The 12,569-nt window shown below is 68.7% G+C and carries 14 protein-coding genes; 9 read left to right on the forward strand and 5 right to left on the reverse strand.

Annotated features, from left to right (window positions below; translation table 11 throughout):
* Positions 1-20 precede the first annotated feature (20 nt).
* Genes AB0I69_RS23900 through AB0I69_RS23910 form a run of 3 tightly spaced genes read right to left on the reverse strand, consistent with a single transcriptional unit; the run spans position 21 to position 3,390 of the window.
* On the reverse strand, positions 21-1,226 hold the full coding sequence (locus tag AB0I69_RS23900) for a CoA transferase (RefSeq protein ID WP_363097683.1): 1,206 nt from the start codon (positions 1,224-1,226) through the stop codon (positions 21-23).
* Positions 1,223-2,662 (reverse strand): aldehyde dehydrogenase family protein, encoded by a 1,440-nt coding sequence (locus AB0I69_RS23905; protein WP_363097684.1) that lies wholly within the window; start codon positions 2,660-2,662, stop codon positions 1,223-1,225. Before AB0I69_RS23905 ends, AB0I69_RS23900 begins: the two co-directional genes overlap by 4 nt.
* On the reverse strand, positions 2,659-3,390 hold the full coding sequence (locus AB0I69_RS23910; RefSeq protein ID WP_363097685.1) for an SDR family oxidoreductase: 732 nt from the start codon (positions 3,388-3,390) through the stop codon (positions 2,659-2,661). The genes AB0I69_RS23905 and AB0I69_RS23910 overlap by 4 nt, the downstream gene beginning before the upstream one ends.
* Positions 3,391-3,626: 236 nt before the next feature.
* Here AB0I69_RS23910 and AB0I69_RS23915 point away from each other — a divergent pair, with 236 nt between their 5' ends.
* Genes AB0I69_RS23915 through AB0I69_RS23935 form a run of 5 tightly spaced genes read left to right on the forward strand, consistent with a single transcriptional unit; the run spans position 3,627 to position 7,725 of the window.
* The gene (locus tag AB0I69_RS23915) at positions 3,627-4,331 is read left to right on the forward strand and encodes an SDR family NAD(P)-dependent oxidoreductase (RefSeq protein ID WP_363097686.1); all 705 of its coding nucleotides are present in this window, start codon (positions 3,627-3,629) and stop codon (positions 4,329-4,331) included.
* Complete coding sequence (locus AB0I69_RS23920) at positions 4,328-4,924, forward strand: carboxymuconolactone decarboxylase family protein (RefSeq protein ID WP_363097687.1); 597 nt, start codon at positions 4,328-4,330, stop codon at positions 4,922-4,924. Before AB0I69_RS23915 ends, AB0I69_RS23920 begins: the two co-directional genes overlap by 4 nt.
* A gap of 4 nt (positions 4,925-4,928) precedes the next feature.
* Positions 4,929-6,194 carry an aromatic ring-hydroxylating dioxygenase subunit alpha gene (locus AB0I69_RS23925; protein ID WP_363097688.1) on the forward strand — a complete coding sequence of 422 codons (1,266 nt, stop codon included), beginning with the start codon at positions 4,929-4,931 and terminating at the stop codon, positions 6,192-6,194.
* On the forward strand, positions 6,181-6,501 hold the full coding sequence (locus tag AB0I69_RS23930; protein WP_363097689.1) for a hypothetical protein: 321 nt from the start codon (positions 6,181-6,183) through the stop codon (positions 6,499-6,501). The genes AB0I69_RS23925 and AB0I69_RS23930 overlap by 14 nt, the downstream gene beginning before the upstream one ends.
* A 6-nt stretch (positions 6,502-6,507) precedes the next feature.
* Positions 6,508-7,725, forward strand: coding sequence for an amidohydrolase family protein (locus tag AB0I69_RS23935; RefSeq protein ID WP_363097690.1), 1,218 nt, complete (start codon positions 6,508-6,510; stop codon positions 7,723-7,725).
* A 31-nt stretch (positions 7,726-7,756) separates the two neighbouring features.
* Here AB0I69_RS23935 and AB0I69_RS23940 read toward each other — a convergent pair whose 3' ends face one another.
* The gene (locus AB0I69_RS23940; RefSeq protein WP_363097691.1) at positions 7,757-8,350 is read right to left on the reverse strand and encodes a TetR/AcrR family transcriptional regulator; all 594 of its coding nucleotides are present in this window, start codon (positions 8,348-8,350) and stop codon (positions 7,757-7,759) included.
* Positions 8,351-8,468: 118 nt separating this feature from the next.
* On the opposite strand from AB0I69_RS23940, the gene AB0I69_RS23945 reads away from it, so the two are divergent.
* The 4 genes from AB0I69_RS23945 to AB0I69_RS23960 all read left to right on the forward strand — a co-directional run bounded on the left by AB0I69_RS23945 (position 8,469) and on the right by AB0I69_RS23960 (position 11,734).
* On the forward strand, positions 8,469-9,491 hold the full coding sequence (locus AB0I69_RS23945) for a zinc-binding dehydrogenase (protein WP_363097692.1): 1,023 nt from the start codon (positions 8,469-8,471) through the stop codon (positions 9,489-9,491).
* Between the two features lie 6 nt (positions 9,492-9,497).
* Positions 9,498-10,025, forward strand: a complete 528-nt coding sequence (locus tag AB0I69_RS23950; protein WP_363097693.1) for a nuclear transport factor 2 family protein — start codon at positions 9,498-9,500, stop codon at positions 10,023-10,025.
* Positions 10,022-10,849, forward strand: a complete 828-nt coding sequence (locus AB0I69_RS23955) for an NAD(P)-dependent oxidoreductase (protein WP_363097694.1) — start codon at positions 10,022-10,024, stop codon at positions 10,847-10,849. The genes AB0I69_RS23950 and AB0I69_RS23955 overlap by 4 nt, the downstream gene beginning before the upstream one ends.
* A gap of 81 nt (positions 10,850-10,930) precedes the next feature.
* Entirely contained in the window at positions 10,931-11,734 is an 804-nt protein-coding gene (locus tag AB0I69_RS23960; RefSeq protein WP_363097695.1) for an SDR family NAD(P)-dependent oxidoreductase, read from the forward strand.
* A 33-nt stretch (positions 11,735-11,767) separates the two neighbouring features.
* On the opposite strand, the gene AB0I69_RS23965 is transcribed toward AB0I69_RS23960, so the two are convergent.
* Entirely contained in the window at positions 11,768-12,559 is a 792-nt protein-coding gene (locus tag AB0I69_RS23965) for an enoyl-CoA hydratase (RefSeq protein WP_363097696.1), read from the reverse strand.
* Between the last annotated feature and the right edge of the window lie 10 nt (positions 12,560-12,569).

Consider the following 12,569-nt stretch of genomic DNA (forward strand, 5'->3'; position numbering starts at 1 on the left):
TGAATCCCGCCGGCAGGTGATCAGGTGACCGCGCCCGCCGCCTTGAGCGCGATGATGCGGTCCCAGTCCAGGCCCAGTTCGAGGAGGATCTCCTCGGTCTGGGCGGCGAACTCGGGTGCGGGCCCGAGTTGTGGGGCGTGCACGTCGAACTGCACGGGGCTGGCGACCAGTTCGAGTTCTCCTGCCTGCAGGAGGTACTCGTTCGCTCTGATCTGCGGGTCGTCGCCCACTTGCAGGGAGTCCTGCACCGGAGCCCACGGCCCGGCCAGGGTGGCAAAGCGCCTGCTCCACTCCGCGAGGGTGCGGGTGGCGATGACCTCGCGCAGGATCTTGACGGCCTCCGCCGTGTTGGCCGCGATGTTCTCGGCCGTGTCGAAGCGGGGGTCGTCGGCGAGTTCGGGCCGGTCTATGTGCCGGCACACGTCGGCCCAGAACTTGCCGGGCTGCATCATGACGAACGCCAGATGGTGGCCGTCGGAGGTCTCGTACAGCCCGGACAAGGGGTTGGTGACAGAGCCGTGGGTGCCGACGGGCGGCGGGATCCAGGGCTTGCCGAGGTGCAGGGAGAGCGCGGTGGCGTGGCCCATCGCCCAGAGTCCGCTGCCGAGCAACGAGACGTCCACGACCGACGGTTCACCGGTGCGCTCTCGTTTCAGGAGCGCGGCTGCGATGCCGCCGGCGAGGTTGGTGCCGGAGATGGTGTCGCCGTAGGCCGGTGAAGGCGGGTTGATGATGCCGTCGGTGCCCTCGGGGGTGATGCTCGCGGCGGTGCCGGCGCGGGACCAGAACGCCGTCATGTCGTAGCCGCCCTTGCGCGCTTCCGCTCCGCGCGGTCCGAAGGCGCTGCCCCGGGCGTAGATGATGCGGGGATTGACGGCACGGATGTCGTCGACGTCGATACCGAACCGCTCCCGGTGCCCGGGCAGGAAGCTGGTCAGGAACACGTCCGCGCGGCGGGCGAGGTCGTAGAGAACGTCCTTCCCCTCGGGGCGGGAGATGTCGAGGCCGAGGCTGCGCTTGCCGCGGTTGGCATGTTCGACGTTTGGGTTGGGGTCGCCCTCGACGCGCATCGTGCCGGTCTGGCGCAGGCCGCGCTGCGGGTCGCCGGTAACGGCGTGCTCGACCTTGATGACGTCCGCTCCCCAGTCGGAGAGGACGGCTCCCGCCGAGGGCACGAAGCCGTACATGGCGACTTCGAGGACGCGGATGCCTTCGAGCGGCATCATGACCGGACCACGACCGCGAACGCCTTGTACTCCAGGAACTCCTCCAGACCGGCCACACCGCTCTCGCGGCCGATGCCCGACTGCTTGTAGCCGCCGAACGGCACGTCGGCCGCGAAGTAGTTGCCGCCGTTGATGCTGAAGGTGCCGGTGCGGATCCGGCGGGCGAGAGCGATGGCCCGCTCGTCGTCGGCGCTCTGGATGCCACCGGAGAGGCCGAAGATGGAGTTGTTGGCGATGCGGACGGCGTCGTCATCGTCGTCGTACGGAATCACCACGAGCACCGGGCCGAAGACCTCGTCCTGGGCGATCTCGCTGTCCGGGTCGACGTTGCTGAGGAGGGTCGGCTGGTAGAAGAACCCGGGATCGATCTTCTCGCCTCCGGTAACGAGGTTCGCACCGGCGGCTACGGCCCTCTCGACCATGCCGTCGACCTTCTCGCGCTGGCGCTCGCTGATGAGCGGGCCCGCGAAGGTCTTGGGGTCGGCGGGGTCGCCGAGCGGGATGCGGCCGAGGCCTGCCGCGACCTTCTCGACGATCTCGTCGTGGTGCTCCCTGGGCACGAGCAGCCGGGAGGTGAGCGCGCACCCCTGCCCGGAGTGGGAGCAGATGGTGCCGGCCGCGAACATGGCGGCGGTGGCGAAGTCGGCGTCGTCGAGGATGATCATGGCGGACTTGCCGCCGAGTTCCAGGAAGACCTTCTTCACCGTGCGGCTCGCGGCCTCCATGATGCGGCGGCCGGTCGCGGTGGAACCGGTGAAGGTGATCATGTCGACGTCGGGGTGCGTGGTGAGCACCTCGCCGACGTCGGCACCGGAGGAGGTGAGGACGTTGACCACGCCCGGCGGTATGTCCGTGTGCTCGGCGATGAGTTGGCCGAGGAACAGGGTGGTCAGCGGGGTGTCCGGGGCGCCCTTGAGGACGACCGTGCAGCCGGCAGCGAGCGCGGGGGCGAGCTTGGCCAGGGCCAGTTGGTTCGGGTAGTTGTAGGCGATGATCGCCGCGACGACCCCGGCGGCCTCCTTCTCCACCCAGCGCCGGTGACGCTGGCCGCGGCTCTCGGACTCGCCCAGCTCTTCCGTCAGCGGGTACTTGCGCAGCAGGTCCGCGTAGTAGCGCACCAGCTTGACGGGGTCGTCGAGTTGGGGGCCGTAGGTGAGCATGCGGGGCGCGCCGACCTCGGCGATGGTCAGCTCGCGCAGTTCCTCGACGTGGTCGGTGAGTGCCTGGTGCAGCTGGTCGAGACAGCGGATGCGCAGCTGTACGTCGGTGGACCAGGCGGTGGTGTCGAAGGCGGTGCGGGCCGCTGCTACGGCCGCTTCGGCCTGGGCGGTGGTGGCGTCCGGGGCGTGGCCGTAGACCTCGCCGGTCGCGGGGTTGAGGGAGGGGAACGTCCGCTCCCCGTCGACGAGTTGGCCGTCGATGAGCAGGCGGGTCACAGCCGCACCACCTGTCCGCCGTCCACGCTGATGGTCTGGCCGGTGAGCCAGCCCGCGTCGTCGGAGAGCAGGAACAGCACGGTGGGGGTCAAGTCGCCTGGGGTGCCCATCCGTTTGAGGGCCAGGGCCTGGGTCATCCGCTCCTGGAACTCGACCGGTACGACGGTGGCCGTGGCCTCGGTGTCGGTGGGGCCGGGGGCGATGCCGTTGACGCGGATGCCCCGGCCGCCGAGTTCGGCGGCGAGGGACGCGGTGAGGTGGTTGATGCCGATCTTGGCGAGTCCGTAGTAGCCGCTGGCCATGTAGGCGGCGGCGGAGGACTGGTTGACGATCGCGGCGCCCTCGGTCAGGTGCGGGACGACGGCCCGGGTGACGTACAGGGCGCCCATCAGGTTCACCTGGATGAAGCGGTTGAGGTAGTCGAGGTCGACGGTGGTCAGGCCCTCGCGCCGCATGCTGTGGTAGATCGCGGCGTTGTTGATCAGGTAGTCGATGCGGCCGAATTCGGCGACGGTGGTGGCGGCCAGCGCGTCGGCCGAGGCGGGGTCTCCGACGTCGACCTTGACGAAGAGCGCGGAGTCCAGTTCCTTGGCGACCCGCTGTCCCTGCTCCTCGTTGATGTCGGCGACCACGACCCGTGCTCCCTCGGCGGCCAGCGCCCGGGCGTAGTCCTCGCCGATTCCCTGTCCCGCTCCGGTGACGATCGCCACCTTGTCCTGGAACCGCATCCTGTTCTCCTCGCATGGATGGGCGGCTTGCTCCAATGAAGCGGAAACTACATTCTCCTTATACGCGAATCAACCATCCGGCAGCGAGAATGTGATCCTGACCGGTTGCTGACAGGCCCACGGACCTTGACGAACAGCCCCCGCCTGCGCGGGACTTCCGGAAGCACTGGAGACGAGAATACGCTTCTCAGATCCGGAAGGGAGATTTTCATGATCGAGACGAAGGGGGTTCCGGCATGAGGACAGCTCTCGTCACAGGCGGCGGCTCCGGCATCGGACAAGCCATCGCACAGCGCCTGGAGGCCGACGGTCTCCAGGTCGCCACCCTCGACCTCAATCCGTCCGACAGGGGCTTCTCCCGGAAGGCCGACGTCTCCGACCGGGCCCAGGTGGACGAGGCTCTGACCGAGATCCGGGAGCAGCTCGGCCCGGTCACGGTCCTGGTCAACGCGGCCGGCATGGAGGGCTACAAGCGCTTCGCCAACCTCACCTTCGAGGCCTGGCAGCGGGTCATCGACGTCAATCTCCACGGCGTCTTCCACTGCGTCCAGGCCGTCCTGCCGGACATGGTGGAGGCCGGCTGGGGCCGGATCGTCAACATCTCCTCCTCCAGCGCGCAGTCCGGCCAGCAGTTCATGACGCACTACGTGGCCGCCAAGTCGGCGGTCAACGGGCTGACCAAGTCGCTGGCCCTGGAGCTGGGTCCGCAGGGCATCACCGTCAACGCGGTTCCGCCCGGCTTCATCGACACGCCCATGTTGCGCCGCTCGGAGGAGCGCCAACTGCTCGGCGGGACGGTCGAGGAGCACATCCAGCGCACTCCGGTACGGCGAGTCGGGCGCCCGGAGGACATCGCCGCGGCCTGCGCCTTCCTCGCCTCCGAGGAGGCCGGCTACATCACCGGCCAGATCCTGGGCGTGAACGGCGGGCGGAACACGTGACCGAGCACAGCGGGCACGAGGGGACCGCCGGCGAGAACGCCGTCCGCATCCCCCCGGTGCCGTACGACGACTGGGACCACGACGTGTTCTCGGTCATCAACCCCAACCGGAAGCTGCCGCAGGCCAACGTCCTGGGGATCTTCCAGCGGCATCCGGCGTTGGCCCGGGCGTTCCTGACGTTCAACATGCACCTCAACACCACGACCCTGCCGGTGCGCGTCCGCGAGCTGGCGGTCCTGCGTGTGGCGTGGCGGCGGGGCAGCAGGTACGAGTGGGCGAGTCACGTCCTGATCAGCCGGAAAGCCGGGGTGACCGAGGCCGAGATCGACGAAGTCCGCACGGGCGCCGACACGTTGCTCAACCGGGCGGTGGACGAACTGGACACCGACTCGGGTCTGTCGGACGCGACCTACGCGGCGCTCGCCGTCGACCTGGACGAACACCAGCTGATGGACCTGGTGTTCACCATCGGCGCCTACACGATGCTCACGATGGCCCTCAACACCTTCGGCGTGGAACTCGACCCCGTGATCTCGGAAGAGAACTTCAGTTTCCCAAAACGAGAATGGTATTCTCACAAACGAGAGGGGTGATCCCATGCCACACTTCACCAAGCCCGAGGCCGGGAGCTGGACCGAGAACTACCCCGAGCTGGGCACAAGCCCGGTGAACTACGAGGACTCCATCGACCCCGCGTACTACGAGGCCGAGAAGGAAGCGATCTTCAAGAAGACCTGGCTGAACGTCGGCCGGGTCGAGCAAGTGCCCAAGGTCGGGAGCTACTTCACGAAGGAGCTGGCCGTCGCCGACACCTCACTGGTGATCGTGCGGGGCAAGGACAAGGAGATCCGAGCCTTCCACAACGTCTGCCGCCACCGCGGCAACAAGCTCGTGTGGAACGACTACCCGGGCGAGGAGGTCAAGGGCACCTGCCGCCAGTTCACCTGCAAGTACCACGCCTGGCGCTACAGCCTCGACGGCGATCTGACCTTCGTCCAGCAGGAGCAGGAGTTCTTCGACCTGGACAAGGCGGACTACGGCCTCAAGCTGGTCCGCTGCGAGGTCTGGGAGGGGTTCATCTTCGTCAACCTCGACCCCGACGCCCAGCCGCTGAAGGAGTATCTCGGCGAGTTCGCCAAGGGACTTGAGGGCTACCCCTTCCACGAGATGACCGAGGTCTTCACGTACAAGGCCGAGATCGGCAGCAACTGGAAGCTGTTCATCGACGCGTTCGCGGAGTTCTACCACGCGCCCGTCCTGCACATGAAGCAGGCCGTCAAGGACGAGGCCGACAAGCTCTTCAACGTCGGGTACGAGGCGCTGCACTACGAGATCCACTCCCCGCACTCGATGATCTCCTCCTGGGGAGGCATGTCCCCGCCCAAGGACCTGAGCATCGTCAAGCCCATCGAACGCGCCCTGCGCAGCGGCCTGTTCGGGCCGTGGGAGGCGCCCGACATCGAGGGCCTGGACAACCTGCCGACGGGCCTGAACCCGGGCCGGCACCGCGCGTGGGGCAACGACTCCTTCGAGTTCTTCCCCAACATGACCCTGCTGATCTGGAAGCCCGGCTGGTACCTGACATACCACTACTGGCCGACGGCGGTGGACAAGCACCTCTTCGAGGCCAACCTGTACTTCGTGCCCGCCAAGACGGCGCGCGAGCGGCTGAAGCAGGAGCTGGCGGCGGTGACGTTCAAGGAGTACGCCCTCCAGGACGGCAACACCCTCGAAGCCACCCAGACGATGCTCAAGAGCCGGGTCGTCACCGACTTCCCGCTCTGCGACCAGGAGTTGCTGCTCCGCCACCTGCACAAGACGGTCGCCGACTACGTCAAGGAGCACACCGATGCTGCCCAGTGAGTTCGCGGCACTTGAGCCGTTCAGCGAGTGGGTCCTGGAGTCCGAGCGCGACCGGTACAGCAAGCGCCTGGCCAGCTCCATGGACGACATGCAGGCCTTCTACGACGCCGCGTTCCCGCTCCTGGAACAGGCCTCCGACCACCTCGACAAGTTCCCGCTCACCGAACTCCCGGAGCAGGAGCGCAACTTGCTGCTCCTGATGTTCTCCCTGGTGAACGTGTCGTTCCCGGTCGAGGTCTGGAAGCAGGCCCGGGTACCGGACAGCGGGGCCGCCTACATGGACCTCGTCGTCGAGCCGAAGGTCTGACCCGTCGTGCTCACGCTCAAAGCAGCGCGTGTACTGCATGTGGAAACGGGTGAGTTCGAGGAACCGGGCCTGGTCACGGTCGACGGCGACCGTATCGTGCACGGCCGCGCCACCGGCGACAGCGAGATTCTCGATCTCGGTGACGTGACTCTCCTGCCCGGTCTCATGGACATGGAGGTCAACCTCCTGATGGGTGGCCGGGGAGAGACACTCGCGCTCTCCCCCGTCCAGGACGATCCCCCGCTGCGGATGCTCCGTGCGGTGGGCAACGCCCGGCGGACCCTGCGCGCGGGGTTCACCACCGTCCGGAATCTCGGCCTGTTCGTGAAGACGGGCGGCTATCTGCTGGACGTCGCGCTGGCGAAGGCCATCGACGCCGGCTGGATAGACGGCCCGCGCATCGTGCCGGCCGGACACGCCATCACACCCACCGGCGGCCACCTCGACCCCACGATGTTCGCCGCGTACGCCCCCGGAATCATGCCTCTCTCCCTGGAAGAGGGCATTGCCAACGGTGTCGACGAGGTGCGCAAGGCCGTCCGCTACCAGATCAAGCACGGGGCACGGCTCATCAAGGTCTGCGCGTCCGGGGGCGTCATGTCCCACACCGGCACCCCCGGCGCGCAGCACTACTCCGACGAGGAACTGCGCGCCATCGTCGACGAGGCCCATCGGCGCGGACTGAAGGTGGCGGCCCACACCCATGGGGCCGACGCCGTCCGCTCGGCCGTGGAGGCGGGCATCGACTGCATCGAGCACGGCTTCCTGCTGGACGACGACACGATCGCGCTCATGGCGGAGAGGGGCACTTTCCTGGTGCCGACCACCGCTCTCATCGAGGGAATGGACATGTCCCATGCGGCGCCCGAGCTGAAGGAGAAGGCCGCCGAGATCTTCCCCCGGGCGAAGACCGTGGTGGCCAGGGCCGGAAAGGCGGGTGTCCGGATGGCTCTGGGCACCGACGCGCCGGCGATCCCGCACGGCCGCGGTGCCCAGGAGCTGATCGCCCTGGTCGACCGCGGGATGACTCCTCTGGAGGCGCTCCAGGCGGCGACCGTCAACGCGGCCGAGCTGATCGACGCCGACGACCGGGGCCGTGTCGCGGAGGGACTGCTCGCCGACCTGATCGCGGTGCCGGGCAATCCCCTGGAGGACGTCACCGTGATGGCGGACGTCCGGTTCGTGATGAAGGGCGGGAAGGTGTTCCGCGACGAGCGCCGCTGACACCAACGCCCGGGCCAGACACGGGAGTTGATCACACCGGCCCGTCGAGGGGCCGTAGCATCCGCAGGATCATGTCGACCGTGCGCTCGACGGGACGGTTGCGGGCCGTGACCGTGGACAGGAGGGTGCGGGTCAGTACGGCGCCGAGGAGCATGTCGAAGACATCGTCCGGATCCACGGCGGGGTCGACGCTCCCGGTCGGCGCGGCGCGCAGGATGTCCTGGAACTGCGGTCGCGCCGACACGCGCAGCAGCATCTCCGGCGGCCGGGGCGCGTTCGACGTCCGGGAGTGCGCGAAGAGACCGGCCGCGGCGGCACGAGCCGCGGGCGCGCCGAAGGCCGCCAAGTACGCGCGGATGAACCGCCGTAGATCGCGGCGCAGGTCTCCCGTCGGTCGGACGCTCAGCGGGCTGAGTCCCGGGAAAGTGGCCTCCTCGATCAGTTCGATCCGGGACGGCCAGCGGCGGTAGATGGCGGAGGCGTGCACGCCCGAGTGTTCCGCGACCGCCTGGATCGTCGTCGCGTCGAAGCCGCGCTGGACGAGCAGTTCGCGCGTGGCCGCGAGGGCCCGTTCGTTGATGCTCGTGTCCCGTGGACGGCCCGGGGCGCGGCGTGGATCTGCCATGCCGGTGATTGTAGTGACCGGGCCATGTTCCCTTAATTATAGGAGACCGTCTTCTGTAATTCCCTTTGTGTGGCTACAGTCCCGAAGGGGACGGCTTCGGAGATCGGAGGAGAGTCTGATGCGTGCTGCTGTACTCCGGGGCGGGACGGTCGAGACGCGGATCGTCGATGATCCGGTCCCCGGACCGGGCCAGCTCCTTGTCCGCTCGCTGGCGTGCGGGATCTGCGCGTCGGATCTGCACTTCATGGACCATCCGGAGGCGGGCGCCGACGACGACAGCGGGATGTCGACGTACGACCAGGACGTCGACATCGTGATGGGTCACGAGTACTGCGCCGAGGTCGTGGACTACGGCCCCGGCACCGAGCGGCGGATCCCGGTCGGGACGCGGGTGAGTTCGCTGCCCGTCCTGGCCACTCCGGCCGGCCGCAGGATCATCGGGCAGAACCCGGACTCGCCCGGCGGGTTCGGTGAGTTGTTTCTGCTGACCGAGGCCATCACCCGGGTCGTGGTGTCGGATCTGCCGAGCGAGATTGTGTGTGTCGCCGACGCGATCTCGGTCGGCTGGTCGACCGCGTCCCGCGCCCAACTGACCGTGAACGAAGCAGCGTTGGTCATCGGCTGCGGCGCCATCGCCCTCTCGGCGATCGGCCGGCTCAAGGACCTCGGCGTCGGCCCGATCGTGGCGGCCGACCTCGTGGCGTCGCGTCGCGCGACCGCGCTGGCCATGGGCGCCGACGTGGTCGTCGACCCGGCCGAGGTCTCGCCGTACGAGGCGTGGCGCAACGCGGCCGGTAGCCGGGCGAGTTGTGTCGTGTTCGAGTGCGTCGGCGTTCCAGGCGTTCTCGACTCGATCATCAAGGGGTGTGAGCGCGGGACACGGATCTTCTCCGTCGGCGGTCCGCCGGAGGGCGACCATCTGCACACCCTGACCGCCAAGCGGAAGGGCATCAGCATCCAGTTCGGGGGCGGCCCGTCGATGGACCACTGGGACGAGGCGTTCCGGGCGGTCTGCTCCGGCGGCCTCGATGTCGGGCCGATGCTCGGCCACACCGTCGGGCTCGACGGGGTGCCGGCCGCGCTCGACGCCGCACGGGACGCCAACGGGCCGGCCCGCATCATCGTCGTACCAGGGAGCTGATCACTCATGAGCGAGGCCGATGAACTTGCCCAACTGCGCGCCACCGTCGAATCGTTGGCGGCGAAGGTGCGCGCCTTGGAGGACCAGGTCGAGATCACGCAGCTCGTCGCCCAGTACGGGCCCGCGGTCGACAGTGGTTCGGGAGACGCCGCGGCGGGGCTGTGGACCGAGGACGGCGTCTTCGACGCGGTCCCCCATCTGCGGATGGAGGGCCGGGACGGCATCGCCGGCATGGTCCACGGCCCCAACCACCAGAGCGTGATCCACAACGGCTGCGGTCATGTGCTGACCGCGCCGCACGTCGTCGTCGACGGCGACCACGCCACCGGCCGCAGCCACGCGCTGCACCTGCGCTGGGACGCCGACGCCGGCCGGTTCTGGGTGTTCCAGGTCTCCGCGAACACCTGGCGCTGGGTGCGTACTTCGGAGGGCTGGCGTATCGCCGAGCGGGTCAACGCCAACCTCGACGGCACCGAGGGCCCCCGAGCGATGCTGGCGCCGTCTTCCACCTCACTGTCCTTGGAGGAGAGTTGAGGATCGGGTTCATCGGGTCCGGTCGTATGGGGCAGCCGATCGTCGAGCGTCTCGTGGCCGCGGGGCATGATGTCACCGTCCACTCGCGCAGGCCGGAGGCGCGCGCCACCGCCCGTGCGGACGGGCCGAGTTGGGCCGAGACGGTCGAGGCGACCGTGCGCGATGCCGACGTGGTGTTCGTCGTCGTACTGACGGACGAGCAGGTGCGGTCGGTGTGCCTCGGCCCGGACGGTGCCATCGCGGCCATGACGGCGGGGACGACGCTAGTCCAGCACACCACTTCCGACCCCGGGACCGCCCGTCTGCTCTTCGAGGCGGGCGCGGAGCGCGGTGTCGGGGTGTTGGACGCCGCGCTCTCGGGCGGCCCGCACGACATCGCGGCGGGCCGTCTCACCCTGTGGGTCGGCGGGGACGAGGCCCTCCTGGAGGAGACGCGCCCGCTGTTGGAGACGTACGCCTCGCCGGTCATGTCCGTGGGACCGGTCGGCAACGGTCAGCGGGTCAAGCTCGTCAACAACGCCCTCTTCGTGGCGCAGGTCGGTCTCGCGGTCGACGCGGTGCGGGTGGCGGGGTCGCTGGGGATCGACGAGAAGGCGATTCTCGCGGCTCTGCAGCACGGCAGCGGTGCCAGTCGGGCGCTGGGTGTCGTCGCCAGTGGGGGCTCGGTCGACTCGGTCGCGGTGCGGCTGGCGGACCTGATGAGCAAGGACGTCCGCGTGGTGCGCGAGGTGGCGCGCAGCACCGGCGCCGACCTCGGGATCATCGGGACCGTGCTGTCGTCGGACGCGGTAGAGAAGAAGGTTCTCCAACGGCCGTCGCCGTGACGCCGACCCGTGAACTCCGCCCCCACGCAGCCCTGTTGACGTATTCATCGCGATTACCTGGATCTGGACGAGGAGTGCGAAGTGGCTGAATCTCTCACGAGCAAGTACGGGCCGTGGGGTGTCGTCGCGGGCGGGTCGGACGGGGTGGGTGCCGCGTTCGCCCACCGGTTGGCCGCGCAGGGGATGAACGTCGTGCTGGTGGCCCGGCGCCTGCCCGTGCTGGAGGCGTCCGCCGACGAGATCCGCGCCCGGTACGGCGTCGAGGTCCGCTCAGTCGCGCTCGATCTCAGCTCCCCGGGCGCCCTGTCGGAGCTGGAGCAGGCGACCGCCGGTCTGGAGGTGGGTCTGTTCGTGTACAACGCGGGCAGCGACGACCGCAGCGTCCCGTTCCTCGACAAGGACCTCGACACCCACCTCGGGCTGGTGCGGCGCAACTGCACGGCCGTACTCGAAGCGGCCTACCGTTTCGGTGGCCCGATGGTGGCGCGGAAGCGGGGAGCCGTGGTCCTGGTGACCTCGGGGGCGGCGTGGGCGGGTGGCGCCACGCTCGCCGCCTACGGTGCGTCGAAGGCGTTCGACCTCATCCTGGCCGAGAGCCTGTGGGCGGAGTGGCAGGGCAGTGGGGTGGACGTCCTGGGGCTGGTGCTCGGCAGGACCGACACCCCGTCCCTGCGCCGGACCGAAGGCGCCCAAGGGGGGTCCTACGGCGGCGACTTGGCCGATCCGGACGAGGTGGCCGCCGAGGCGCTCGACCATCTCTCCGATGGTCCGACCTGGATCTGCGGCAGTCCCACGCCGACCGGCGGTTCACCGTTCGGGGCGTTGAGCCGCCGCGACGCGGTGCTGGCGATGAGCCGGGGCGCGACCTCGCACAAGGAGCAGTGACGGTCCCGGTCCGGCCCATCGAACCGGCGCGGCCTACTGCCCCTTGATGCGCTCCTTCATGGCGTCGAGCTGCGTGAGAATGGGATATCCGCTCACGCTCAGCGCGTTTCCGTGTCCTGTCTCGTGGATGTCGAACACGGACTGGATGGCGGCGTAGAAGCCCTGGACGTCGAGGCTCTGGTTGACGGCCCGCTTCGCCTGACGCAGGCCGAAGGATGGCATCCGGGCGATCTGGTGGGCCAACTCCAGTGCCTCGGTGCCCAGTTGGTCCAGCGGGACGACCTTGTTCACCATGCCGACCTTCTCCGCCTCCTCGGCGGTGACGGCACGCCCGGTGAAGAGGATCTCCTTCGCCTTGCGTGGGCCCAACTCCCAGGTGTGACCGTGGTATTCGACTCCCCCGATACCCATGTGCACCACGGGGTCGGAGAATTCGGCGTTCTCGGCGGCCACGATCAGGTCGCAGGGCCAGCACAGCATCAGCCCGCCCGCGATGCACTTGCCCTGCACGGCGGCGATCGTCGGCTTGGGCACGTTGCGCCAGCGCAGGGTGTACTCCAGGTACCGGCGGGTCTCGGCGCTGTAGATCCACTCCAGGGTGATCTCCTTCGGCGCCGGCCAGCGGTCCTTCAGGTCGTGTCCCGCCGAGAAGTGCTTGCCGTTGGCCTTCAGGAGAACGACCTTCACGTCCTCGTCGGCCGCGGCCCGGCTCCAGGCCGCGTCGAGGGCGTCGAGAAGCACGCTGTTCTGCGCGTTGGCGACCTCCGGCCGGTTGAGGGTGATGATCCCCACCCGGCCGTCGACCTCGTACAGGATCTCGTCCATGCGTTTCGTC

This window comes from Streptomyces sp. NPDC050508 (assembly GCF_040655155.1).
Taxonomy (GTDB): Bacteria; Actinomycetota; Actinomycetes; order Streptomycetales; family Streptomycetaceae; genus Streptomyces.